The following is a 24,319-nucleotide window of genomic DNA, read 5'->3' as shown; positions in this document are numbered from 1 at the left end:
GGTCCTGCTCAGCCGATCTTCACGTTCTTGTCGACGGTCGTCTGGTCGATGTCCGACGTCCGTACAGTCGCCGCGACGGTCCAGTCGCCCGCCATCGGGATCTGCAGGCCGGTGGATGTCCAGTGCCCCTCGGTCAGCCGGACCGGGACCACGGGAAGGGGGCCGATGTCCTTGGACTTCAGGGTGAGGGCGAGTTTCACCTCGGGGACGTCCATGGCCTTCCCGTTGGCGTCCTCGATCCAGAGGTGGAGCGCATTGGTGCCGGTACGGCCCGGGTCGATGTCCATCCGGACCGTGCCCTTGCCGTTCTTGCCGCCGGTGTCGAACGGCAGCGTGAGGTTGACGGGACCGCTCGCGGCGGGAGCGGCGGCCGCGTTCGACGCACGGGCAGCCTCCTCCTCGGTACGGCCGGGCTCGGTCGACGTCAGGATGGTGGTCACCGCCAGCAGGGCCACCGCGACGCCGACTTCGGCCAGCACCGAGCGGCGGAGGCCGGAGCGGTCGGGGTCGGCGTCTCGTACCCGCTTCTTCTCCGCGGTGGCCACGGCGGCCTTCTGCCGGGCGAGCTGGACGGCCCGTGCGGGGTCCTGCGCCGTCGAATCGCCCGACGGCGAAGCCGGTGCGGCGTCGGCCTCCGCCTCGGACGCTGCTTCCGTCCCGGCCGCGGTTACGGATCCCGCCCCGGTTTCGGCCTCGGCTCCGGTTTCGGCAGCCCGGGTCTCCGTCTTCGTCGCCGCGTCGCCGCCGCCGGACGCCAGCCTCCCCGTCCACCGGCGGGAGAACGACGCGACCCCGACCAGCACCGCGACGAGCCCCACCTTCACGAGCAGCAGCTGCCCGTACCCCGTATCGGTCAGCGCGGACCAGGAGCCGAGCTGGCGCCAGGACTGGTAGATCCCGGTGGCGACGACCACGAGCACACTGCAGAACGCGATCCGGGAGAAGCGGCGCACGGCCTCGGCGGTGACGTCGGGGGTGCGGTACAGCGCGACCAGCAGGGCCGCGAGCCCGCCGAGCCAGGTCGCCACGGCCAGCAGGTGGAGCACGTCGGCCGGCATGGCGATCCCCGGCTGGATGCCGGTCGAGGCGTGCTCGGCGAGCGCCCATGTTCCGGCGATCCCGGCGGCGATGACCGTGCCCCCGGCGGCGAGGCCGAAGGTGAGGTCCTTCTTCTCGTGCTCGTCCTCGCGCTTCGCGTACGTCCCGAACAGCACCGCGATGAACAGCGCACTCGCACCGAGCAGCAGCAGCCGTGAGACGAGCGCGGCGCCGGGCTTGGTGTCGAGGACCGCCTGCAGCCCGTCGAGGTCGAAGGCGTCCGCGAGCTTCCCCGAGCCGGTGTAGGGGTTGCGAAGCAGCAGCATGGCGAGGGTGGCAGCGGTGAGGGTCATCCAGCCGCGCACCACGAGGCGTTGCAGGGGGCGCGCGCCCGCCCCGCGCTGCCAGCAGGCCAGCACAAAGGCGGCGCCGCCCGCGAGCACGATGAATCCGGCGTACGCGGCGTAGCGCGCGATGCCGTAGAGCGTGCCGACGAGCCCGCCCCCGGCCTCGTTGTCCGGGAGGGCGACGGTCGTCTTGGAGGGCGCGCCGATGGAGAAGGTGAAGGCGCCGGAGACCGGATGGCTGTCGGCGGAGACGGCCTGCCAGGCGACGGTGTACGTGCCGTCGGGCAGGCCGGTGTGCAGGGCGACGCCGTATTTCACGGTGGAGCCGCTGTGCAGATCGAGCGGAGCGGCCTCGGTGTCGGCGCGCTTGCCGTTCGGGTCGAGGATCCGGATGGATCCCTTGCCCACGGCCACCTGCTCGGAGAAGGTCAGCGTGACCTGCTTGGGGGCGGTGGCGACCACCGCCCCGTCCTGTGGATCGCTCCCGGTGAGTGCGGCGTGGGCCGACGCGGGACCCGCGACCGCCAGCAGCAGACCGAAGACCACGCCGAGCAGAGCGGCGAGGAGTCCGGCCGCGGCGAGCGGCCTGCGTATGGCGGGTACGGACGGGGGCGGCCCGAAGGGCGGGGCGGTGGCTGTCATGGTCTGTCAGTCCCTCACTGCTTCTTCGGGTTGTGGGTGGTCTCCTTCACGGGAAGGTCGACCTTGATGGGGTCGGCCTTCTCGAAGTGCAGCTCCACGGACACCTTCTCGCCCTGCTTCGGCTGCTGTTTGAGCTTCATGAACATGATGTGGTTTCCACCGCGTTCCAGATCCAGCTCACCGCCCGCGGGTACCGCGAACGACGTCACCATGCGCATCGCCTGGTTCTTCGTCTCGTGGATCGTGACGTCGTCCGAGAGCGGGCTGGTGACGGAGGTGAGCCGGTCGGAACCGCCGCCGCTGTTGCGCACGACGAGGAAGGCGGCCGCCATGTCGTTGACGGGCTGCGGCATGAACGCGCCGGTGACCTTCAGTTCCGGCTTGCCGCCCGTGGCGGAACACCCCGCCAGCGTCAGACCTGTCGAGAGGGCCAGGACGCCGGCGAGGACGGTGCGGCGGTTCACGGAGTCTCCCCCTTGAGGAGCTTGGGGAGGTCCTTGGTGTAGTCGTCGGGCGTGGTGTCCTCGCTGTAGAGCACGTACCCCTTGTCGGTCTTCGGGGAGAACGCCATGACCTGCGAGCCGTGCATCGAGACGATCGTGCCGTCCTTCTCCTTCTTCGGCGCGTCGATGCCGATGCCGATCTGCCGGGCGCCCGCCTGGATGGTCGGGAAGTCGCCGGTGAGACCGATGAAGGACGGGTCCTGGGACTTGAGCCAGCTGCCCAGCGAGGACGGGGTGTCGCGTTCCGGGTCGGTGGTGACGAAGACGACCTGGAGCTTGTCCCGCTCGGCCTGCGGGAGGGACTTCTTGGCGATCGCGATGTTGCTCATGATGAGCGGGCAGACGTCGGGGCAGTTGGTGTAGCCGAAGTAGATGAGTGTCGGCTTGCCCTTGGTCTTCTCACGGAGGTCGTACTTCTTGCCGTGGGTGTCGGTCAGGACGAGGTTCGGCTTGGTGAACGGGTCGTCGAGCACCGTCGCGGCCTTGGTCTTCGCCTCCACCGAGACGTCGGCGATCGGCTTCTTGCTGTCGTTGTCACTGCCGCCGCAGGCGGACAGGGTGAGTGCGGCCGCGGCGACGAGCGCCGCGGCCAGCACAGACTTCTTAACCATGGAGCACTGATTCCTGATGGGTCGGTGTGGCGGGTGGGGCCAGGGCGTGTTCCGAGACATGCCCTGTTGGATGGTCAGGCGGTGCGCCGCCGGCCGGCCAGGACGCCGAAGGCGACACCTGCGATGCCGATGACGATGCCGACGATGCCGAGAACGCGGGCCGTGTTGTCGCTGGAGGAGGAAGAGGACGCCGATGCCGTCGTCTTCTCGTCCTTCGACTGGTCCGCGGCGGCGTTCTTGTCGTCGGAGTCGGAGCCTGTGGCCGCCGCGCCGTGCGCCTCGTCGGCGGCGGCGGTCAGCTTGAGGACCGGAGCGGGGCTCTCGGGCTCCTCCGCCCCGTCCTTCTGCTCCTCGATCCAGCGGACGACTTCCTTGTTGTCGTACGTCTGGACGGCCTTGAACACCAGCTGGTCGGCGTCCTCGGGGAGCTGGCCGACGGAGAGCGGGAACTGCTGGAAGCGGCCGGGCTCGATCTTGCCGCCGTCGGCGGTCCAGGTGACCTTGGAGACGGCCTCGTTGATCTTCTTGCCGTGCATGTCGAGCGGCTTGGCCAGCTTGCTCGTGGTCACCTTGATGTTCCAGCCGGGCACGGGCTGCGGCATGACGGAGGCCAGCGGGTGATCGGTCGGAAAGTTCACTTCGAGCTTGGTCGTCGCGGCGTCGTCGCCCTCGTTGGGGACCTTGAAGTTGATGACGGCGTAACCGCCCTTGGCGGCCTCGCCCTGCGGCTGGACGCTGACGTGGGCGGAGGCCGTACCGGCGAGGATCAGCACGGTGGACGCGGCGACGCCGCCGACGAGGGCGATGCGGGAAACGTTCATGTCAGGGATCACTCCACAAAGCACGAAGGGAAGGTGCTCCGCCGCGCGGGTGCGCGACGGCATCGCGACACCTCTTCCCCTCACGAACGGTGTGTGCGTGCTGCCCCGCGTCCGCACCGGTGAGGTGTCTGCGAGGGGCGTGCGCGCGTCGTGTGGAGGGTGTCGCGTCAGGCTGCGAGAGCGAACGCGGGTGGCGGCCCGCGCCTGATCACCATGTGCTGAAGGGGGTCCCCGGTGGCCGGTGCCGGTGCGTCGACCGCCGTACGGAGCGTGCGCGGCCCGGTCGCCGGGCCGTCCGGAAGGCCGGCCCGCAGGGCGGATACGAGGACGAGCGCCGCGCGCAGCGCCCGCAACCGGGCTCCGGCCGCGACCTGCTGGGCGCCGTGCGCCGAGAGCCGGGCGAGCCGGAACAGGGCGATCTCGCCGCGCCGCAGCAGCCAGCCGGTGGCCAGCGCCGCCAGCAGGTGACCGAGCAGCATCGGCAGGCTGGGGAACATTCCGGCGAGGCCGGCCGCTCCGGAGCCGGTCATGCCGCCGGAGGGGGTGGCGGCCATGTGCTGATGCGCCTGCGCGGTCACCGACGCGGGGTCGATGCCCGCGGTGGTGACGATGCGATGGGCGTCCGCGGCGTTCAACCGGTCGGGGCCCGCGCCGCAGACGAGGCTCGCCGCGAACCGGATCAGCGAGTCGTCACCGGCCGCGGGTCGCGGCGTCGCGGCGTGCGTACCGACACCGAAGAGCGTGTGCAGGGCGATCTGTCCGCCGGCCAGGGCCGCGGCGATCGACGGCAGCGAGCGTTCGCGGCCGGCCAGTGCCACCGCCACCGCCAGGATCCCGAGGAATCCGGCGAGCAGGGTCCACCCGGGCACCGCCGCGCAGGCCGCCATCGCGTGTCCGGCCGCGGACAGCGCGACGCAGACCGCGGCGAACACCGCGGCCCTCAGCAGCCGTAGACCGGCTCCGGCGCGTCCCACAGACGTAGACATGGCCGGGTCATCATCGCACTGCGCCCCCGGCCGCCGTACGGCAGGTCCGGAAGGTCACCTTCCGCCCGATTGGCTGCGTGCCGGGCTGTTGGGGATGGTTGAGGACGGGGTAGGAGACGTCCTGTGGGCCGGGCATGCACAGGTGCGGCGAGCCCGGGTATCCGCCGAATGAGCGGTCTCACATCCCGTCCGTGCTTACGAACGGCATCGGGCGGCAATACGTATCGGTATGTCGAGCCGCAGCCAGGAGGCTGGAGCATGAGCATGTGGTGGTCACTCCATCTGCGGCGCGAAGCTGCGAGCGTTCCGCTCGCCCGTCGTTTCCTGCTTGGCAGCATGGAATCCGCGGGCGTGGACCCGGATATCTCCTTCGACCTGTCGGTCGCGCTCAGCGAGGCCTGTGCGAACGCCGTCGAGCACGGCGGGGCCAACGGAGGCCCGGACGGCGCCGGGGAACACCGGGACGCGATGGACGCTCTGGACGCGTGGGAGGAGCCGTCCGGTACGGCCTGCGGGCAGTACCGGGTCACCGCGTACCTGGACGGCGAGAAGTGCCGTATCGAAGTCGCCGATTCAGGTCCCGGCTTCCCCACGCGACGCACGCTTCGCGATGCCCCACAGCAAGAGCGGCAACCGCAGTACCAACAGCAACCGCAGTATCAACAGCAGCACCAACTGCAGCAGTGCCGGTCGAAGCAGGCCGGGCACCCGCCGCTGGCCGCCGAGGGCGGGCGCGGCCTCTGCCTGATCGAGGAGCTCGCCGACCATGTCCACTTCGGCAACCGGCCGGGGCGCGGCGGCGCGGTGGTGAGCTTCGACAAGATCCTGAAATGGCGGGAAGGCGCCCTGCTCATGGTGTCCTGAGCGGGGCGCCCTCCGGCGCGGGTGACGGGGCGGAAGGTCAGCCCTTGACCCGGGCCATCCAGGCCTCGACCTCGTCGGCCTGACGCGGCAGCTTGTCCGAGAGGTTCCGGTTGCCGTCCTCGGTGACGAGGATGTCGTCCTCGATCCGGACGCCGATGCCGCGGTACTCCTCGGGGACGGTCAGATCGTCGGCCTGGAAGTAGAGACCGGGCTCGACGGTGAGGCACACGCCGGGCTCCAGCGTTCCGTTGACGTACGACTCCGTGCGCGCGGCGGCGCAGTCGTGGACGTCCATGCCGAGCATGTGACCGGTGCCGTGCAGGGTCCAGCGGCGCTGCAGCCCGAGCTCCAGGACCTCGTCCACGGTCCGGTCCCCGAGCAGGCCCCACTCAACGAGCTTCTCGGTCAGGACGCGCTGCGCGGCGTCGTGGAAGTCCCGGAAGCCCGCGCCGGGCTTGACCGCCGCGATACCGGCGACCTGGGCCTCGTACACCGCGTCGTAGATCTTCCGCTGCAGCGGCGTGAACGTGCCGTTGATGGGAAGGGTGCGGGTCACATCGGCGGTGTAGAGGTCGTTGGTCTCCACGCCGGCGTCGAGCAGCAGCAGCTCGCCGGAGCGCACCGCGCCGTCGTTGCGCACCCAGTGCAGGGTGGTGGCGTGCGGGCCCGCGGCGCAGATCGACCCGTAGCCGATGTCGTTGCCCTCGATGCGGGCGCGCAGGAAGAACGTTCCCTCGATGTAGCGCTCGCTCGTCGCCTCCGCCTTGTCGAGGACCTTCACGACGTCCTCGAAACCGCGCGCGGTGATGTCGCAGGCCTTCGCCAGCTCGGCGATCTCGAAGGCGTCCTTGACCAGGCGTGCCTCGGAGAGGTAGACGCGCAGTTCCTCGTCTCGCTCCGCGGTGACCTTGTCGGTCAGCGCTGCCTCGATGACGGCGTCGTGGCCGCGGACGTTACGGACCGGGCCGGTGGCCTCGGTCAGCGCGGCGGGCAGCTCCCGTACGTCCTTCGCCGGGATGCCGAGCAGCTGCTCGGCCTCGGTGAGGGAGTGGCGGCGGCCGACCCACAGTTCGCCCTGGCCGTCGAGCCAGAACTCGCCGTTCTCACGGTCGGAGCGCGGCAGCAGATAGACAGTCGCCTCGTGGCCGCCGTCCTTCGGCTCCAGGACCAGGACGCCGCCCTGGGTCTGGTCACCGGTGAGGTATGCGTACTCGGTGGAGGCGCGGAAGGCGTACTCGGTGTCATTGGAACGGGTCTTCAGCCGGCCGGCCGGGATGACCAGCCGCTCGCCGGGGAAGCGCGCGGAGAGCGCGGCGCGGCGGTCTGCGGTGTGCCCGGCCTGCGCGATCGGCTCCAGCCCGTGCAGCTCGGTGTCGGCCCAGCCGGACTTCATGCTCGCGGCGAGCTCGTCGGAGACGCCCGGGTACAGGCCGTTCTTCCGCTGCTTGACCGGCTCTGCCTCTTCGGTCTCCGGGTTCTCCGGGGTGAGCTCCTCAGACACGACTCTGTCTCTCCTTGATACGACACTGGACCCCCTCCATCGTACGGGCGTACGGAAGGGGGCCCAGGGCCGGAAGACCTCTTACCGGAAGACCTCTTACCGGAACGGTCGGGGGCGCGGGACCGGGACGGCTCAGTCGAACCGGGCCGCCAGCAGGACCACGTCCTCGGTGTCGTCGCCCTGCTCCGGTCCGTCGGGCAGCACGGTGCGCAGGACGTGGTCGGCCACCGCCGCGGCGTCGTGGCGCAGCGCCCTCGGGACGCTCGCCGCCGCCGAGTGGAGCCGGGTGAACGCCCGGTCCATCGAGTCCCCGGCCCGGCGCAGCAGGCCGTCGGTGTACAGCAGGACGGTCTCGCCGCGCGCCGGTTCGATCTCCACGCTCGGCGCCTCCCAGCAGGCGAGCATGCCCAGCGGCGCGGACAGGGTGGTCTCGACGTACTCGGTGCGCCGGTCACCGATGATCAGCGGCGGGGCGTGCCCGGCCCCGGCCAGCAGGATCTTGCGACGGGAGGGCTCGCAGTAGGCGAAGAGCGCGGTCGCGGACCGGGCCGGCTCGGTCAGCCGCAGCAGGAGCTCAAGATCGGAGAGTACGGCGACCGGGTCCTCGCCCTCCATCACCGCGTACGCCCGCAGACCGGCCCGCAGCCGACCCATCGCGGCCAGGGCGCTCGGCCCGGAGCCGCTCACCGAGCCGACGGCGAGGCCGAGGGCACCCTCGGGCAGGGCCAGGGCGTCGTACCAGTCGTTGCCGCCCTGCGGTGCGGCGTGGTGGCGTACGGCCAGCTCCACGCCGGGGATCCGGGGCATCCGGCTGGGCAGCAGCTCCTCTGTGATGGTGGCGACATCGGTCCTGGCCCGTTCCAGCTCCAGCAGCCGGGCCAGGTGCTCGGCGGCGTAGCCGGTATACAGACCGGCCAGGTGGCGCTGGCGCTCCAGCGGCTCGGCGGGTTCGTCGTAGAGCCAGACGGCGACGGCGAGCCGGCCGGTCCGGTCGGTGGTGATCGGCAGCGCGTAACTGGCGGCGTAGCCGAGCCGGGCGGCGACCTCGCGCCTGCGGGGGTCCAGGCTGGTGTCGCCGAGCAGATCGGGGGTGGTCAGCGAGTTTTCGGAGTCGGGCAGACCTTCAAGGATGCGCCCGTAGGACGTGGCGCTGCGCGGCACCGTCTCGATCTGGCCGAGCTCCGCGTGGGCCAGTCCGAGACCGATGGTGCTGACGGGGCCACGGCGGTCCGAGGGTTCGAACGCGATCAGCCCGCGACGGGCACCCAGCAGAGCGGCTCCGGCTTCGAGCAGCTCGTGGAGTGCGTCGTCCAGGGTGCTGGTTCTGGCCAGCCGCTCGGTGAGTTCGTGCAGCGTGGTGAGGTCGGAGACCCAGCCCGCCAGACGGTCCTGGATGAAGGCAGTGGGGACGGCGGGCACCTCGGAGAGAGGCCCGTCAGTGTGTGTCGAAACCGGAACTGTGGGATCGATTCCAGCCACTTTCGGCAGGTGCGGGGCGCTCATGGTCGCCAGCTTTCCGACTGGTGTGTTTCGTCGAATAGCATCGCAAACCCCCATGTCATTCTGCGCCGCTATCAATGCATCCACATGTACACGCACAAGTAACGTGATGTCCAGCATTGTCCCCACGGGATTTGTGGTGTCCAAGTGATAACTAACTTGGCCAAAAAATGCACCCTGTGGAAGCTATTTGCGGTCGACTGGGTCTGTTCGGCGGGGGGTGCTCACGGGGTGAAGTCCCGAGGGGAGCGTCATCGCGGGCATGCTGGGTACGTAATCGATGGATGGCCAGGGGTGGTTCCGACCGCCCTCGGAACCTGGCAGCGGGCCCGGACGTCCTCATCTGTGACGGCCACGCCCCACCCCCGAGTGGCGAGGTTGTACGCACGGACGGCAGGCGCGATACGCGCTCTGCGCCTGGCCACGTTTTTCGACTGGAACCGGCTCGATTCGGCTCAGCACAGCTCACGCTCGGTAGCGACGACCAACCCGTACCGCAGGCTCGACGAGCATGTACACACAGTGAAGTTCCGCACACGCGATGTGACGCACGCGTGGTGTGATGTGGACCCTCGGCGTTCAACGGAAAGGAACGAGCGCTCATGCGCGAGATCCTCGGAAGGCGACGCAGGCTCCGGTTCCGGGACAGGCCCGCTCAGCTCGACGCGGCCCTGACCTGTGCTACCGAGTGGCAGTGGCCCGTACTCCCCGGAGTGGGGCTGCAGGCGGCCGACGGCCGCGGTGAGCGCGGCTGCGCCTGCCCCGATCCCGAGTGCGCCGTGCCCGGCGCACACCCCCTCGATCCCGGACTGCTCGCGGCGACCACGGAACCGCGGATGGTGCGCTGGTGGTGGACGAACCGGCCCACCGCGCCGGTGGTACTGGCCACCGGCGGGCGGGCGCCGTGCGCGCTGAGCCTGCCGGCGGCGGTCGGCGCCGGAGCGCTGGCCGAACTCGACCGAATGGGGGTGCGACTGGGCCCCGTGGTGGCGACGCCGACCCGGTGGTCGCTGCTGGTAGCCCCGTACACCCTCGAACGGCTCGGTGAACTGCTGCATGCGCAGGACTGGGTGCCCAGCTCGCTGCGGTTCCACGGCGAGGGGGGCTACCTCGTCCTTCCGCCGTCCGGTACCGGTGCGGGACAGGTGCGCTGGGTGCGGGCGCCGGCCCGGGTCCCCGGGCTGCGGCTGAGGGGCGGAGCGTCCGTCGCGGCGGCCGCCTCGCCGTGGCTGCCGGATGTGGGGGCGGTCCTGGACGCGCTGGTCGAGGCGAGCAACAGCGCTCCGGACGGTGGAAGCCGCCTCGCCTACTGACGGGGCCGGCCGGCTGCCTGCTGGCAGCTGCCTGCTGACAGGGGAGAGGCGGCGTCAGGGGGCGATGTGCGCGGAATTCCGGCGCACCGTCAGGAATTTTTGTATGCCGGGAAGGCGTGCGTCCACCAGGAAATGCCTGACGTCCGCAACCGTGTGCTGCCGGATCTCCCGGTTCCGTTGGCCGCCGGTCATGGTCTGTGCCGGCCGCGCGCAAAGCCGGTCGCTACACCGGTCGTTACAAAGGCGTTCGGCACTCGGTTTTCTGATGCCTCATCCGAAACGCGTTCGAGAAATGTTCGAGTTCTTCTTTAGGGGATCGCCGCGGTGCCGTCCGGGTGCCGGGCGGCGCCGGCCGGACCCGTTGGGTGCGCGGCGAGACGCCAGGCGGGCAGGGCGATGCCGGGGAAGCCAGGGGGGATTGAGGAGAAGGAGCCGGTGTCGCCGGGGGCTCGTCCGGGGACCTGCGTCAGGTCTGTGCGCTGTGCGTGCGCCGCGTGGTGGGCCGTTGGGCGCCGTACCCGGAAATGAGGATGCCCGATCGCTGGCGACGGGGGATGCACCAGCGACCGGGCTTCTAGAACGGTAACAAGAGATCTGCCGTTCGCAAATTCGATCTCGCGTATTCGGACAGCGATTTACCTGTCAGTACGGCGAGTTGTGACGCGAGTCACCGTACGGTCCGGGTAGTGGTCACTGTCAGCTGAGTGTCACCTGGCGGTTGGTGAGCCCGCCGCGCGCCCGGCGCTCCTCGGGGGTGAGGGGCGCGTCCGAAGCGAGCGCCGTGGCCAGCCGCTCCGCGAACACCGCCGCGGGCTTCTCGCACTCCTCGGCCCCCATCGCGCTCGGCAGATCCCAGACCGGGACCATCAGGCCGTGCGCACGGAAGGAGCCGACCAGCCGGGTCCCCTCGCCGAGCGACGAGACGCCCGCCGCGTGCAGCCGGGCGAGGGCGTCGAGGAGCTGCTCCTCGGGGTGCGGCATGACCCACCGCAGGTGGTTCTTGTCCGGCGTCTCGCACCAGTACGCGGCATCCACCCCGGTGAGCAGGACGGTCGGGATCGCGGCTTCGTTCGCGCGCTCCAGCGAAGCGGACACCTCGGCCGTGGCGTTCTCCGAGTCCGGCACCCAGAACTCGAAGCCGGAGTGCACGATGGGCGCGAACGGCGCATCCGGGTCCAGGACATCCTGCAGCCTGGGACCGTCGGCCGGAACCCGCCGGGCGGCGACGGGAGAGCCGGGCTCGGTCTCCAGCGCGCGCTGCAGGGTGTCGGCGAGGTCCCGGCTGAGGTCACCGGAAGAGGTGTCGTTCTGCAGGGCGAGCAGGACCGAGCCGTCGTCACGACGCAGCGCGGGCCAGGCCATCGGGAGCACGGTCGCGAGCGTCACGGACGGCACGCCCTCGGGCAGCCCGCCCTTCAGCGTCAGCTCGACCGTGGCGGCGGGGACCAGCTCGCGCAGCGCGACCCAGTCGCATTCGCCGGCCAGTCCCTCGAAGGGGCGCTGGACGAGCTCGGTCACGGCCTGGGCGGCAGCGCGGCCGTGGCAGGCCTTGTAACGGCGGCCAGAACCGCACGGGCAGGGCTCGCGAGCCCCGACCACCGGGACCTCGCCGTCCTTGAGCTGCTGCTTCCCGGCCTTGGTCTGAGGGCGCTTCTTGGCCATGGTGGGCTTTCTCCCGGTTGCGACGGTTGCGACAGTGCGGTCTGGGCCGCGAGCCTAGCCGTCCTTGCGGCGCCCGGTGCGCAGCTGCCCGGCCGCAGGCGGGCACGGGCGCGGGAAGGCGGCCTGCCGGTGGCTCTTGCCGCCGGAGCCTGCCCGGTTGTCGCAGCACCGGCGTCATCGGTGGGGCGTCTGCCTTTCGCCCACGGATTCAGCCACGGACCGGTTATTCAGCCGCGGACCGGTCATGAAATCGCGTACCGATCATTCAGCCACGGACCTGTCATTTGGCCACGGACCGCTCGGTGAGACATTCTCGGCGTCAGCCCGCGTCGTCGAAGGCGTCGGCGAGTTCCAGCCCGTCGAGTCCCGGTACTACGGGAAGGGGTACTCCCATCGCGTCCGCCGGCCCGCTCGCGCCCATGGCCCGTCCGTTGCCCCGCTCATTACCCCGTCCGCCCGGTCGGCCGCCGGGGCGCCGCGGCCCTTCGTCGACCAGCACCCAGACCGTGACCTCGCCGGACGAGTCGTCGCGTACGCCCCATTTCTCGGCGAGCGCGCTGATGATGTTGAGCCCCCGGCCACCGCGAGCGGTGACCGATGGAGTGGCCGGAACCGGTCGGGTCGGACCGCCTCCGTCCGTCACCTCGACCGTCAGCCCGCCTGTTCGGTCGACGTGCCAGGCGGCGCGCACGTCGCCCTCCCCCACATCGCTGTGCCGGCCCAGCGGCCTGCCGTGACGGCAGGCGTTGCTGAGCAGTTCGGAAAGGATCAATACGGCATCGTCGACGACCGAATCCGACACCCCGTGACTGCGCAACTGCTCACGCATCCGGCGCCGTGCCTGACCCACGCCCGCAGGGCCATGGGGTACGGCCATGCTCGACGACGTGGGCACTTCCTGTGCCACCACCAACGCCACCCCCGAGACCTCCTTTGCCCCACGCCACGATGTGGATGCCCCCCTGGGCTGGGCCGGAAACCGGCCAGTGGTCTGACAGTGACGCACTCGCAACGATCGAGTACAGCCCGAATGCGCCGGTGTACTCCCCGTCACTGATATGAAGAGCGGCCCAACTGGGAGAGGACCCGCTTCGGGCGGTTCGTGATGATCGCCTCCACTCCGAGCCGGACGCACAGGTCGACGTCCTCCGGTTCGTTGACCGTCCAGACGTGGGCCCGGTGGCCCGCGCGGTGCAGGCGGTCGATGTAGCCCGGGTGGCTGCGCACGATCCGCATCCCGGGACCGGCGATCCGGGCGCCGGCCGGCAGCCGTCCGTCCCGCAGCCGGGGCGAGACGAACTGCATCAGGTAGACGGTGGGCAGCTCCGGTGAGGCGTCCTGGATGCGGTGCAGGGAGCGGGCCGAGAAGCTCATGATGCGGACCGGTGAGGGGCCCTCGGCCGGCGGTGCGTCGAGCTCGAAGCGCTTCAGCAGATGCAGCAGCCGCTCCTCGACCTGGCCCGCCCAGCGGGTCGGGTGTTTGGTTTCGATGGCGAGCTGGAGCGGACGCCCGGCGGCTCTGGTCTCGACGAGCAGTTCGAGCAGCCGTTCCAGGGTGAGTACGGAGGTGAGCTCGCCCGGCACCGGGTCCCAGTCGGGGGCCTCCGACTCGTCCCGGTCCTTCCATGAGCCGAAGTCGAGCGCGGCGAGTTCGGAGAGCTCCAGGGCGGAGACCGCGCCGCGTCCGTTGGACGTACGGTTCACCCGGCGGTCGTGCACGCATACGAGGTGGCCGTCGGCGGTGAGCCGTACGTCGCACTCCAGGGCGTCGGCGCCGTCCTCGATCGCCTTCCGGTACGCGGCCAGGGTGTGCTCGGGGGCGTCGTCGGACGCGCCTCGGTGTGCGATGACCTGGATGGGATGCTGCGTGGTGTGCTGCTGCCGTGCTTGGGTCACCGCGTCATGGTGTCACCGGGGGGCCCGGGTGCGCGAACCTTGCGAAGCGAGGTCGTTCTGTCCGGTGTAAGGGCCCGTGCGCGGATGCACAGGTCCTGCTTACAGTGGTCTGACGTGCTGTGGGAAAAGCTGACTCCAGACACGTACACAGCGGATCTCTTACCGAACGATGATGTGGAACCGAGGAGTACAGAGCTGTGAGCACAGAGAACGAGGGCAACGAGGGCAACGCGGCCGAGGCCGCCCCGTCCGTTCCGTCCGCACCTCCAGTGCCGGCCGATGCTCCCCAGGGGGCTCCTGGAAGCACGCCCCCGGTCCCTCCGCAGCCGGACGTGACCGCCACGCAGCCACAGGTCCCGCCGGCGCACGACCCGGCGACCACACCCATGGCCCAGGTCCCTCCGACGCCGCAGCCCCACACACCTCCACCCGTACCGCCCCTACCGCAGTCGGCGGCGGATGCCGGCTGGCCCGCGCCTCCGCCCGTGGTCCCCGCGTACGCCCACGGCGGCCACGGTGCGCACGGCGGTGGCCCGGTGTGGGGCCCGCCCGGCCAGCTGCACACGCCCGACGCACCCCGTAAGCGGGGTGCGGGCGGTCTGGTGGCCGCGGCGGTCGTGGCAGCGCTCGTGGCGGGCGGCGTCGGCGGCGCCCTCGGCTACTGGGCCGCTGACAGCAACGACAGCTCCGGCTCATCCGGTTCGACCACCGTCGCGGCCTCGGCCAACCCGCAGGATCTCAAGCGTGACCCGGGCACGGTCGCGGGCGTGGCCGCCAAGGCGCTGCCGAGCGTGGTCACCATCGACGCGCAGGGCGGCGACGGCGAGGGCGGCACGGGCACGGGCTTCGTGTACGACAAGGAGGGCCACATCCTCACGAACAACCACGTGGTGGCCTCCGCGGCGGACAACGGTCAGCTCACGGCGACGTTCTCGAACGGCAAGAAGTACGGCGCCGAGGTGATCGGCCGGGCCGAGGGCTACGACGTCGCGGTCCTGAAGCTGAAGGACCCGCCGAAGGGGCTCACGCCGCTGTCGCTGGGCAATTCGGAACAGGTGGCGGTGGGCGATTCGACGATCGCGATCGGTGCCCCGTTCGGCCTGTCCAACACGGTCACCACGGGCATCATCAGCGCGAAGAACCGCCCGGTCGCCTCCGGTGACGGCTCCGGCGGCAGCAACTCGTACATGAGCGCCCTGCAGACCGACGCCTCGATCAACCCCGGCAACTCCGGCGGCCCGCTGCTGAGCGCCGGGGGCGCGGTCATCGGGATCAACTCGGCGATCCAGTCGACCGGCAGCAGCACCGGCCAGAGCCAGGCGGGCTCCATCGGCCTCGGCTTCGCGATCCCGATCAACCAGGCGAAGAACGTCGCCGAGCAGCTGATCAAGACCGGCCAGCCCGTCTACCCGGTCATCGGCGCCACGGTGACCATGGACGAGAAGACCGGCGGCGCGGTCATCTCGGACCAGGGCGCGAGCGGCACCGAAGCGGTGACGAAGGGCGGCCCCGCGGCCCAGGCGGGCCTCAAGCCGGGTGACGTCATCACGAAGTTCAACGACACCGTGGTCGACAGCGGCCCGACCCTGATCGGTGAGATCTGGACCCACAAGCCGGGCGACAAGGTCACGCTGACGTACAAGCGCGACGGCAAGACGTCGACCGCCGAAGTCACCCTGGGCGAGCGCAAGGGCGACAGCTGACCGGCTAGGCTGTCCTCGCGTCGAAGCGGGCCGTTGCCCGCCGATGCGAGGTGGGTTGCCCGAGCGGCCTAAGGGAACGGTCTTGAAAACCGTCGTGGCAGCGATGTCACCGTGGGTTCAAATCCCACACCCACCGCCAGGTGAACGGCCCCCGACCAGCAGGCATGGTCGGGGGCCGTCGCCATGTCCGTTTCCTGTCGGGCACGGAAGAGGCACGCGACGACGCGGGGGCATGGCTGGGCACGCTTTGAGGCTGTCGGGAGCCGGCCCGTCAGCGGCCGGCCGGGATCTCGTCACCCGGCCTTGGCCGGGTCGATGCCGTACAGGGGCGCGGCGGCCGCCGCTCGGTCCGCGTCGCAGGTCTCCTGTTCGTCGGCGGGCGCGAGCCACAGGGGGATCAGGCGGGACGCGGAGGACGCGGCGTCCATGCGCAGGTAGTGGCAGCCGTCGTTGATGCGCAGCGCGAGGGCGTAGACGCCGCCGCCGGCGGATTTGCCCGCGACCACGTGCACGGTGTCCCCGGCGGAGACCAGCCGCTTGTCCTTCAGCAAGTCCACGGCGCCTGCCGGGGTATGCGGATGTCCCGCGGTCGGTGTCTGCCGGTACATGTTCGTCCCGGTGGGCTGCCGTGCGAGCAGCGCGCCCATCTGGGCCACGAGGCTGCCGGGCTTGTCGTCGGTGCGTGTGGTGGGGCAGTCCATCGTGGACTGACGCACGCTGTGGGCGCCGAAGGCGAAGGTGTAGCGGTAGCAGCGGACTGGGTACGCGTCTGCGTCCACGGTCTTCGTGCCGGGCGGCAGCAGGCCCACCATCACCTGTGCTGTGTGGACGTTGCCGCCGGATTCCTCCCGCTCCGTGCCCGCGCTCAGCAGTACTCCGCCGTGTGCTTCGGCGTGAGAGACGAGCGTGCCCTCGGTGAACTGCCCTCCGTAGGTGCTGCCCGGCGACCAGAAGCCCACGTTCAGGTCGTGGCGCAGCTCCTCGGCGAGCGCGGCGGCCTGGGTGTCGACGGCCGAGGTGTCCGGAGCGGCGAGCCCTTGCTGGAACAGGGTGCCCGCCACTCCAGCGGCGCCGGCGACCAGTGCTGTCACCGTGAGGAGCAGGATCTGCCGCCCGATGCCGCGTCTCCCGGTCTGCCGGGCAGGACCGGCCGACCGGTCCTGCTGGGCATCCACGGTGTGCGTCGTCATGTCATGTCCCCCGTTGGCAGGAGGCCTCGATCGAATGCCTCGTCGCCGACGTATATTGCCAGCCGCGCCGTGCCGCGGCCGGGGCACGGTGGGGGTGCCGGGGACGCCCCGATTCAACTCGGGGGTTCGCAGCGGGTCGTGGTGAGGCGGGACGCCGACGCGATGGTCGCGCGGGCCTCGTGTTCGGGGAGACCGGTGCGGACGGCGGCCTCGGTGAGAGCGCTCGCCAGGCTGTCGCCGAAGCCGTGTTCATAGGCGCGGCAGGCGGCCCAGAAGAGCCGGGTGTTGCGCTGGCCCTCGGCTGCCGCGAGGACGAACCGGATCAGTCCCCGGCCCCGGTCGTCGAGGTGGCTGGGCCGGCGGTGCGTGGGGGCCGGGGGCCTCAGCAGCTGGAGGAGGGCGTCGGGGCAGGGGGCCGGCGGGAGGCTGCCGGTGCCCGGCACGAGCCGGTAGGTGCCGTGGGTGGTGGACGAGCCGGGGCCGACCAGGTAGCCGCCCGTGCAGCGGATGTCGATGCCGGGGGCTAGGCGCCCCGCGGAGTTCGGTACGGCCACTCCCGGCGGTCCGGACAGCCAGATGTGGCGGCCGCCGCTGGGAGTGAGCACCGTGACGGTCGGCGGGATGGTGAACAGGTGCTGAAGCGCGATCTGTTGCAGGGCGGCCGCGGAGTCGCTGCGGCCGGTGGTGTCGAGGTCGATGCCGATGAGGTGGTGCGGGGCGCGCCCGCAGGCGATGCCGTAGCCGCTGGCCCAGGGGGCGGCGGCGAAGAGACCGCGTACGGCGGCGGGGTCTGTGGTGGCGTCGTGGACGCCGCGTCCGGGCAGGCCGCAGGCGCCCCGGCAGTGGCTCGGCCGCTCCTCGTGGCGGTGCGGGGAGCGCAGGGCGGGGAGCTTGGAGGCGGACAACGGGATGACGGGGAGCCCGTGTTCGGCCGCGGACAGTGCGTGGGCCAGGGCCAGGGCGAAGGTTCGGCGGTCGGGGATGGCCATGCGTCCATGTTCGTACGAACGTTCGAATAAGGGAAGAGGGGCAGAGGGCTGGCGGGCGGAGTACGAGGCGCGGTGGCGGAACGCTTCTTCTCCAGTGGGGCAAGGGGTGTCGGGGTGTGCGGGACTGACCTGGTGGTTTGGTTCGTCTGGGGGTTTATCCGCTCTTCCTCACGCTTGCGAGGGAATCGAAAAGCATGGGCGGTTCGCCGGAATGGCGGTGGGCAACCTTGATCTCGCGACGTCGTGACCATCACCCGGGCGGTCGGCCAACTGGCCCGGGGCGGGCCTTACTTTCGGTTCCTGGAGGAATAGACATGGCAAGCATCCGTACCGCTCGTGCCCTCGCCGTTGTTGCCGCTCTGCCCCTCGCCGCCGCGTTCTTCGGCGGTGTGGCCCAGGCCGACAACGGCTCGTTCGCGAACGACGGATCGAACGCGGGTGTGGCCGCTATCAGCGGCAGTGGCGTGGGCGGGGCCAACCTCGGTAATTCGTCCACCTCGCAGCAGCAGGCCATCGGCGATGGGGCGTCGAACCACAGCAACTCCGCTCAGGTGAACGGTTCCGTGTTCACCGCCATCGACCAGTCCAGCCACACCCTCGCGGTGAACTTCACCAATCTCTGGTGATCCGGTACCTGCCGCGTGCCGGGCGGGGGGCCGGGTCGCGGTCGGGGGGGAACGACGGCCCGGGTGGCGTCACTTCGGTGGCGGCGCGCGGGCCGTTCGTCGTTCCGTCGGGGCGGGCCCGGGGGTGGGGTGACGGGTTGGCGGGCCGGCGGCGGACGGGGGTGTGAGGCCGGAGTGCGGGCCGCAGGGGGAACCGGGGGATGGAAGGGGTGAAAGGGGGGAGGGCCGGTGGCGGCCTGCTGTCGGGTGCCTTGACAGGTGAACGGAAGCTGACGGACAGTCAGAAACCCTGATCCGCAGGCCCTTCCCGGGAGGCAGCCGCCGTGCATCTGGCCCCTACGGACCGCCAGCTACAGCTGCGCTCCGAACTCCGCACGTACTTCCGCGATGTGATGCCGGAGTCCGGCGAACGGACCGGCCCTGCGGACGGGAGCCCGGCCGAGCAGCGACGGCTGCTGCGCCGTATCGGCGCGGACGGAATGCTGGGGCTCGGCTGGCCTGTCGAGTACGGGGGCCAGGGCCGCGGCGCGGACGAGCAGTTCGTGTTCTTCGACGAGGCCTACCGGGCGGGCGCGCCGGTTTCGATGGTCACCCTCAACACGGTGGGCCCCACCCTGATGAAGTACGGGACCGAGGCGCAGAAGGAGTTCTTTCTGCCTCGGATCCTGGCCGGGGAGATCGTCTTCGCCATCGGCTACAGCGAACCGGAGGCCGGTACCGATCTGGCGGCGCTGCGGACCAGAGCGGTACGGCAGGGTGACTCGTGGGTCATCGACGGTCAGAAGATCTTCACCAGCAACGCGCAGAACGCGGACTGGATCTGGCTCGCCTGCCGCACGGATCCGGAGGCTCCCAAGCACCGGGGTATCTCGATCATCCTGGTGGCGACGGACGCGCCCGGCTTCTCCTGGACGCCCATCGAGACCGTCGGCGGGCTGACCACGACCGCCACGTATTACGACGGCGTCCAGGTGCCCGCCACCGGGCTGGTCGGCGCGGAGAACGGCGGCTGGGGGCTGATCACCAACCAGCTGAACCACGAACGGGTCGCGCTGGCCGCGATCGGGATGCAGGCCGAGGACTTCTACGATGCGGCGCTCAGCTTCGCCCGTACGCCCGATCCGGTGACCGGTCGGCGTCCGGTTGACGAGCCGTGGATTCGGTCCAGGCTGGCCGAGGCCTATGCCCGGCTGGCGGCAACACGCCTGCTCAACTGGCGTTTGGTGGGGGATGTCGGGGCGGGCGCGCTGGCCCCCGGCGACGCGAGCGGCGTGAAATTCGTGGGAACCGAAAGCGCCGTGGAGGTGTATCGAATGTGCCAGGAAATCACGGGGCACGCCGGAACGATCCGGGGCGGTTCGCCCGGCTCCTTCGGGGACGGGGAGCTGGAACGGATGAACAGGGCGGCACAGATCAACACCTTCGGGGGCGGGGTGAGCGAGGTGCAGCGGGAGATCGTCGCGACGATGCGGCTCGGAATGAAGAGGGGGAAACGGTGATGGAGGGGCGAGACGGGCGGGACCTTGAGAACGTGCGGGACGGGCAGGGTGCGCGGCACGTGGGGGCTGAGCGGGATGAGCGGGACGAACTGTACGAGCTGCTCAGGGCGTACGAGGGGCGGGCTGCCGCCGTCGCCGGCAGCGGCAAGGATCCGGTCAACGAGCCGATGATCAGGCACTGGTGCGAGGCGATGGGGGATACGAACCCCGCGTACACCGGCCCCTATGCCGTGGCCCCTCCAACCATGCTGCAGGCGTGGACGATGGGCGGGCTGTCGGGGCACGCGGACAGGGGCGAGGCCTACGACGAGTTCTTCGGCCAGCTCGACGCGGCGGGATACGTCTCGGTGGTCGCGACCGACTGCGAGCAGGAGTATCTGCGGCCGCTGCGGCCTGGAGACCGGATCACCTTCGACGCGGTGATCGAGGCGGTCTCGGAGCGGAAGACGACGAAGCTGGGGACGGGTTACTTCATCACCACGCGCATGGACATCCGGGCACAGGACGAGCCGGCGGGGACGCACCGCTTCCGGATCCTGAAGTACCGCCCCGCGGTGAAGGAGAAGGCGGATGGCCCGGCGCGGTCCGGGGAGCGGCGGGCCGGCCGGAGCCTGCGGCCCAGGCCGGTGATCAACCGGGACAACGCCGGGTTCTGGCAGGGCATCTCCGCGCACCGGCTGCTGATCCAGCGCTGCGAGGCCTGCGGAACCCTGCGCTTCCCCTGGCTGCCCGGCTGCAATGCCTGCGGGTCTTCCGAGTGGGAGACGGTCGAGGCTTCGGGCGAGGGCACCGTCTTCTCGTACGTGGTGATGCACCACCCGCCGTTCCCCGCGTTCAGCACCTCCGGGGGTGCCGGTCCGTACGCGGTGGCGCTGGTGGAGCTCGCCGAGGGGGTCCGGATGATCAGCAACGTGATCGGGGTGCCGTACGACAAGGTGCGGGTGGGCATGCCGGTCCGCCTCGAATTTCTGCGTACGGACCCGGAGTTGGAACTGCCGGTCTTCCGGGGGAGTGAGGACTGAGATGGATTTCACACCCACTGAGGAGCAGGCCGCCGCACAGGGGCTCGCCGCCCGGATCTTCGGTGATCTGTCGACGCACGAGCGTCTGGTCGTCGCCGGTACCGGTACGGACGCCGAGCTGTGGAAGGAGCTCTGTGCGGCCGGACTACCGGGGGCGGTCGAGGAGACCGGACTCCTCGGGCTGGTGCTCCTCCTGGAGGAACAGGGCCGCACGACGGCGCAGGTGCCCTTCGCGTCGACCTGTGTGTACGGGCTCCTCGCCGTCGCCGGGCACGGTACGGAGGAACAGCGCGAGCGGCTGCTGCCACGGTTCAGGGACGGCGCGGCGGTAGCGGCGGGGGCCTTTCCGGCAGCCGGGTCCGTACGGGCCGGATCCGAGGGGGGATTGAGCGGCACGGTGCCGCTGGTGCCGTGGCTGAGGGAGGCCAGCCACGTCCTGGTCGCGGCCGCCGACCGGTCGTTGTGGGTCGTCAGGACCGCGGACGCCGGGGTGCTGACCGAGCCCGTGGAGACCACAGCCCCATGGTCGGCGGGACGGCTCGTGCTCGACGGTGCGCCCGGCGAACCGCTCGGCGGGGCAGGGGCGTACGAGGAAATTCTGGCGACGGCCCGGACAGCGTTCGCCGGACTGCAGGCGGGGGTGTGCGCGGGTGCCGTGGCGCGCGCTGTCGAGTACACGGGTACACGTGAGCAGTTCGGGCGTCCGCTCTCGACCAACCAGGGCGTGCTGCTGCGAGCGGCCGACGCCCACATGGACACCGAGGCGATACGCGTCACGGCGTACGAGGCCGCCTGGCTGCACGACCGGTCGCTGCCCTGCGCGGCGCAGGCGCTGACCGCCGCGTGGTGGGCGTCAGAGGCGGGAAAGCGGGTCGTGCACGCGGTGCAGCATCTGCACGGAGGTATGGGTGCCGACCTCGACCACCCCGTGCACCGGCACTTCCTCTGGGGGCGCCAGATCGATGCCTATCTCGGCTGCGGCAGCGAAGTACTTCAGGAACTCGGCGGACTGCTCGTGGAGGAGGGATCGCAATGAACGTCGGAGAAGAGCTGGCACCGCTGGAGATCGCGGTGACCCGCACCCTGATCGTGGCGGGCGCCGTCGCCTCCCGCGACTACCAGGACGTGCACCATGACGCGGAGCTGGCCCGGGAGAAGGGGTCTCCGGACATCTTCATGAACATCCTGACGACCAACGGCCTGGTCGGGCGGTACGTCACCGACCACTTCGGGCCCTCGGCAGTGCTCAGGAAGGTCGCCATCAGGCTGGGTGTTCCGAACTATCCCGGGGACACGATGGTGCTGAGCGGCAAGGTGACCGCTCTCGGCAGCGACGGTACGGCGGAGGTGTCGATAGTCGGCGCGAACGGGCTCGGCAGGCATGTCACCGGCACGGTGACCATCAGCGTTCCGGGGGGATCCGCATGAGCGTGCGCAGGGCCGATGCACTCGGCGGACGGGCGGCCGTGGCCGGGATCGGGGCGACCGAGTTCTCCAAGGACTCGGGCCGCAGCGAGCTGAAGCTGGCCGTCGAGGCGGTGCGGGCGGCGCTCGACGACGCGGGGCTGAGCCCTGCCGACGTCGACGGGATGGTCACCTTCACCATGGACACCAGCCCCGAGATCACCGTCGCCCAGGCGGCCGGTATCGGCGAGCTGTCGTTCTTCTCCCGTATCCACTACGGCGGCGGGGCGGCCTGCGCCACGGTCCAGCAGGCGGCGCTCGCCGTCGCCTGCGGGGTGGCCGACGTGGTCGTCTGCTACCGGGCGTTCAACGAGCGGTCGGGGCGGCGCTTCGGCTCCGGGGTGCAGCAGCGGGAGCCCACCGCAGAGGGCGCGGCGCTCGGCTGGAACCTGCCCTTCGGGCTGCTCACCCCCGCCTCCTGGGTGGCCATGGCGGCTCAGCGGTATCTGCATACGTACGGGCTCACGCCGGAGGCCTTCGGCCATGTCGCGGTCACCGACCGGCGCCATGCCGCGCGCAACCCGGCGGCGTACTTCTACGAGAAGCCGATCACCCTGGCCGAGCATGCCGCGTCCCGGTGGATCGTCGAGCCCCTGCGACTGCTCGACTGCTGCCAGGAGACCGACGGCGGACAGGCGATCGTCGTCACCAGCGCGGAGCGGGCCAGGGACCTGCGGCAGCCGCCCGCGGTGATCGTCGCCGCCGCCCAGGGTGCCGGGCGGGCACAGGAACAGATGACCAGCTTCTACCGTGACGGGCTGACCGGGCTGCCGGAGATGGATGTCGTCGCCTGCCAGCTCTGGCGGAACTCGGGCCTCTCCCCCGCGGACATCGACGTGGCGATCCTGTACGACCACTTCACCCCGTTCGTGCTGATGCAGTTGGAGGAGTTCGGTTTCTGCGGACCGGGCGAGGCCGCCGACTTCGTGGCTGCGGACGCGCTGCCCCTGAACACCCACGGCGGCCAGCTGGGGGAGGCGTACCTGCACGGTATGAACGGCATCGCGGAGGCGGTCAGGCAGATCCGGGGCACCTCGGTGAACCAGATATCCGGCGCAACCCGGTCCCTGGTCACGGCCGGAACGGGGGTGCCCACCTCGGGCCTGATCCTGGGCCGGGGGGAGTGAGCGGCGCAGCCGGCCGGTCCGGCGCGGTCCGGGGGCGCGGTCGGTCGGCGGCCCGGTGGGGCCCGGCGGGGGCCCGGGGCGCGGTCTCCGGGGCGACCCTGAGTCCTGCCGCGCGGTCCCTCCACCTACAGGAGGTGGAGGGAGGAGCGGCCCTACACCCTGAGGCGGACCCGGTTTCGGGACCTGGGGGCGATCCCCCGGGCGGCGCCCGCTCCTAGCGTGGAGGCATGACCACGCCAGTCTGCACGGACACCTCCAGGGGAGCCGCTGCCAACGCCGGACGCACGCCGCACCACGCGCATGCGCCGCTCACCGGACACCCGCCGCACGCACCGACGAACGTATCGACACAGGCGTCGCCGCTCGTGGCGCCGCTCGTATCGGCGGCGCCGGGTGCGTCGCACGGGTCCGTCGCTCCGTACGCGGTGCCGCGTACGCCGGCTGCCGCGCGCACGCCGTACGGTGCGGGCGCTCCGTACGTCCCGTACGCGTCGTTCACGTCGTTCGTGAAGGCCCGCGGCCCTGTGCTGTTGCGCGCGGCCCGCTCGCTCACCGCGAACCCCAGTGACGCCGAGGACCTGCTGCAGACGGCCCTCACCAAGACGTATGTCGCCTGGGAGCGGATCGAGGACCACCGGGCCCTCGATGGCTATGTCCGCCGGGCCCTGCTGAACACCAGGACCTCGCAGTGGCGCAAGCGCAAGGTCGATGAGTTCGCGTGCGACGAGGTGCCCGAGCAGGAGACGGCTCCGGGGCCCGACCCCGCGGAGCAGCAGTCCCTGCACGATGCGATGTGGCGGGCGGTGCTGAAACTCCCCGACCGCCAGCGGGCGATGGTCGTCCTGCGCTACTACGAGGACCTCAGCGAGGCGCAGACGGCCGAGGTGCTGGGAGTCTCCATCGGCACGGTGAAGAGCGCCGTGTCGCGGGCGCTCGGCAAGCTGCGCCAGGACCCGGAGCTGACACCGGTCAGGTGAGGTGTCGGTGCCGCGCCCGAGAAGAACGCACCGGGAGG

The 24,319-nt window shown here is 70.9% G+C and carries 22 protein-coding genes and 1 tRNA gene; 11 read left to right on the top strand and 12 right to left on the bottom strand.

The genetic code is table 11. The annotated features are described in order from the left end of the window. Positions 1-8: 8 nt before the first annotated feature. The 5 genes from RLT59_RS18150 to RLT59_RS18130 form a co-directional block, all read right to left on the bottom strand. A complete protein-coding gene (locus RLT59_RS18150; protein WP_311304366.1) occupies positions 9-2,027 on the bottom strand; it encodes a copper resistance CopC/CopD family protein in 2,019 nt (672 codons plus the stop codon). A gap of 14 nt (positions 2,028-2,041) precedes the next feature. Continuing rightward, complete coding sequence (locus RLT59_RS18145; RefSeq protein ID WP_311304365.1) at positions 2,042-2,491, bottom strand: copper chaperone PCu(A)C; 450 nt, start codon at positions 2,489-2,491, stop codon at positions 2,042-2,044. Continuing rightward, positions 2,488-3,141 carry an SCO family protein gene (locus tag RLT59_RS18140; protein ID WP_311304364.1) on the bottom strand — a complete coding sequence of 218 codons (654 nt, stop codon included), beginning with the start codon at positions 3,139-3,141 and terminating at the stop codon, positions 2,488-2,490. Before RLT59_RS18140 ends, RLT59_RS18145 begins: the two co-directional genes overlap by 4 nt. A 74-nt stretch (positions 3,142-3,215) precedes the next feature. Further along, complete coding sequence (locus RLT59_RS18135) at positions 3,216-3,962, bottom strand: YcnI family copper-binding membrane protein (RefSeq protein WP_311304363.1); 747 nt, start codon at positions 3,960-3,962, stop codon at positions 3,216-3,218. Positions 3,963-4,129: 167 nt separating this feature from the next. Continuing rightward, the gene (locus RLT59_RS18130) at positions 4,130-4,948 is read right to left on the bottom strand and encodes a hypothetical protein (protein ID WP_311304362.1); all 819 of its coding nucleotides are present in this window, start codon (positions 4,946-4,948) and stop codon (positions 4,130-4,132) included. Between the two features lie 258 nt (positions 4,949-5,206). Here RLT59_RS18130 and RLT59_RS18125 point away from each other — a divergent pair, with 258 nt between their 5' ends. Continuing rightward, positions 5,207-5,812 (top strand): ATP-binding protein, encoded by a 606-nt coding sequence (locus tag RLT59_RS18125; protein WP_311304361.1) that lies wholly within the window; start codon positions 5,207-5,209, stop codon positions 5,810-5,812. A gap of 37 nt (positions 5,813-5,849) precedes the next feature. Here the strand turns inward: RLT59_RS18125 and RLT59_RS18120 are convergent, their stop codons facing one another. After that, the gene (locus tag RLT59_RS18120; protein ID WP_311304360.1) at positions 5,850-7,313 is read right to left on the bottom strand and encodes an aminopeptidase P family protein; all 1,464 of its coding nucleotides are present in this window, start codon (positions 7,311-7,313) and stop codon (positions 5,850-5,852) included. A 132-nt stretch (positions 7,314-7,445) separates the two neighbouring features. Continuing rightward, positions 7,446-8,933, bottom strand: coding sequence for a PP2C family protein-serine/threonine phosphatase (locus tag RLT59_RS18115; RefSeq protein WP_311304359.1), 1,488 nt, complete (start codon positions 8,931-8,933; stop codon positions 7,446-7,448). Positions 8,934-9,415: 482 nt separating this feature from the next. Between RLT59_RS18115 and RLT59_RS18110 the strand changes: the two genes are divergently transcribed. After that, positions 9,416-10,126 carry a bifunctional DNA primase/polymerase gene (locus tag RLT59_RS18110; protein WP_311304358.1) on the top strand — a complete coding sequence of 237 codons (711 nt, stop codon included), beginning with the start codon at positions 9,416-9,418 and terminating at the stop codon, positions 10,124-10,126. 696 nt (positions 10,127-10,822) lie between these two features. On the opposite strand, the gene RLT59_RS18105 is transcribed toward RLT59_RS18110, so the two are convergent. The 3 genes from RLT59_RS18105 to RLT59_RS18095 form a co-directional block, all read right to left on the bottom strand. Continuing rightward, the gene (locus RLT59_RS18105) at positions 10,823-11,788 is read right to left on the bottom strand and encodes a DUF5926 family protein (protein WP_311304357.1); all 966 of its coding nucleotides are present in this window, start codon (positions 11,786-11,788) and stop codon (positions 10,823-10,825) included. A 319-nt stretch (positions 11,789-12,107) separates the two neighbouring features. Continuing rightward, a complete protein-coding gene (locus tag RLT59_RS18100) occupies positions 12,108-12,665 on the bottom strand; it encodes an ATP-binding protein (protein WP_311304356.1) in 558 nt (185 codons plus the stop codon). 173 nt (positions 12,666-12,838) lie between these two features. Next, on the bottom strand, positions 12,839-13,684 hold the full coding sequence (locus tag RLT59_RS18095) for a glycerophosphodiester phosphodiesterase (RefSeq protein WP_311304355.1): 846 nt from the start codon (positions 13,682-13,684) through the stop codon (positions 12,839-12,841). Positions 13,685-13,881: 197 nt separating this feature from the next. Between RLT59_RS18095 and RLT59_RS18090 the strand changes: the two genes are divergently transcribed. Next, positions 13,882-15,387: a S1C family serine protease gene (locus RLT59_RS18090; protein ID WP_311304354.1), complete on the top strand. Its 1,506-nt coding sequence runs from the start codon at positions 13,882-13,884 to the stop codon at positions 15,385-15,387. 49 nt (positions 15,388-15,436) lie between these two features. Continuing rightward, a tRNA-Ser gene (locus tag RLT59_RS18085) sits at positions 15,437-15,526 on the top strand. Between the two features lie 154 nt (positions 15,527-15,680). Here the strand turns inward: RLT59_RS18085 and RLT59_RS18080 are convergent. Both RLT59_RS18080 and RLT59_RS18075 read right to left on the bottom strand, forming a co-directional pair. Next, complete coding sequence (locus tag RLT59_RS18080) at positions 15,681-16,577, bottom strand: hypothetical protein (RefSeq protein WP_311304353.1); 897 nt, start codon at positions 16,575-16,577, stop codon at positions 15,681-15,683. 113 nt (positions 16,578-16,690) lie between these two features. Further along, positions 16,691-17,566, bottom strand: coding sequence for a bifunctional DNA primase/polymerase (locus tag RLT59_RS18075; protein ID WP_311304352.1), 876 nt, complete (start codon positions 17,564-17,566; stop codon positions 16,691-16,693). A 314-nt stretch (positions 17,567-17,880) separates the two neighbouring features. Between RLT59_RS18075 and RLT59_RS18070 the strand changes: the two genes are divergently transcribed. The 7 genes from RLT59_RS18070 to RLT59_RS18040 all read left to right on the top strand — a co-directional run bounded on the left by RLT59_RS18070 (position 17,881) and on the right by RLT59_RS18040 (position 24,281). Continuing rightward, positions 17,881-18,192: a hypothetical protein gene (locus RLT59_RS18070; RefSeq protein ID WP_311304351.1), complete on the top strand. Its 312-nt coding sequence runs from the start codon at positions 17,881-17,883 to the stop codon at positions 18,190-18,192. A 323-nt stretch (positions 18,193-18,515) separates the two neighbouring features. Continuing rightward, the gene (locus RLT59_RS18065; RefSeq protein WP_311304350.1) at positions 18,516-19,691 is read left to right on the top strand and encodes an acyl-CoA dehydrogenase family protein; all 1,176 of its coding nucleotides are present in this window, start codon (positions 18,516-18,518) and stop codon (positions 19,689-19,691) included. Next, a complete protein-coding gene (locus RLT59_RS18060) occupies positions 19,691-20,713 on the top strand; it encodes a bifunctional MaoC family dehydratase N-terminal/OB-fold nucleic acid binding domain-containing protein (RefSeq protein WP_311304349.1) in 1,023 nt (340 codons plus the stop codon). Before RLT59_RS18065 ends, RLT59_RS18060 begins: the two co-directional genes overlap by 1 nt. A 1-nt stretch (position 20,714) precedes the next feature. Next, positions 20,715-21,749, top strand: a complete 1,035-nt coding sequence (locus RLT59_RS18055) for an acyl-CoA dehydrogenase family protein (protein ID WP_311304348.1) — start codon at positions 20,715-20,717, stop codon at positions 21,747-21,749. Beyond that, on the top strand, positions 21,746-22,141 hold the full coding sequence (locus RLT59_RS18050) for a MaoC family dehydratase (protein ID WP_311304347.1): 396 nt from the start codon (positions 21,746-21,748) through the stop codon (positions 22,139-22,141). Before RLT59_RS18055 ends, RLT59_RS18050 begins: the two co-directional genes overlap by 4 nt. Then, positions 22,138-23,304 (top strand): lipid-transfer protein, encoded by a 1,167-nt coding sequence (locus tag RLT59_RS18045; RefSeq protein WP_311304346.1) that lies wholly within the window; start codon positions 22,138-22,140, stop codon positions 23,302-23,304. Before RLT59_RS18050 ends, RLT59_RS18045 begins: the two co-directional genes overlap by 4 nt. A gap of 425 nt (positions 23,305-23,729) precedes the next feature. Next, a complete protein-coding gene (locus tag RLT59_RS18040; RefSeq protein WP_311307766.1) occupies positions 23,730-24,281 on the top strand; it encodes a SigE family RNA polymerase sigma factor in 552 nt (183 codons plus the stop codon). The last annotated feature ends 38 nt before the right edge of the window (positions 24,282-24,319 follow it).

The organism is Streptomyces sp. ITFR-6 (assembly GCF_031844725.1).
Taxonomy (GTDB): domain Bacteria; phylum Actinomycetota; class Actinomycetes; order Streptomycetales; family Streptomycetaceae; genus Streptomyces.
The sequence above is the reverse complement of the archived record's forward strand: the minus strand, read 5'-3'. Positions and strand labels throughout refer to the sequence as shown.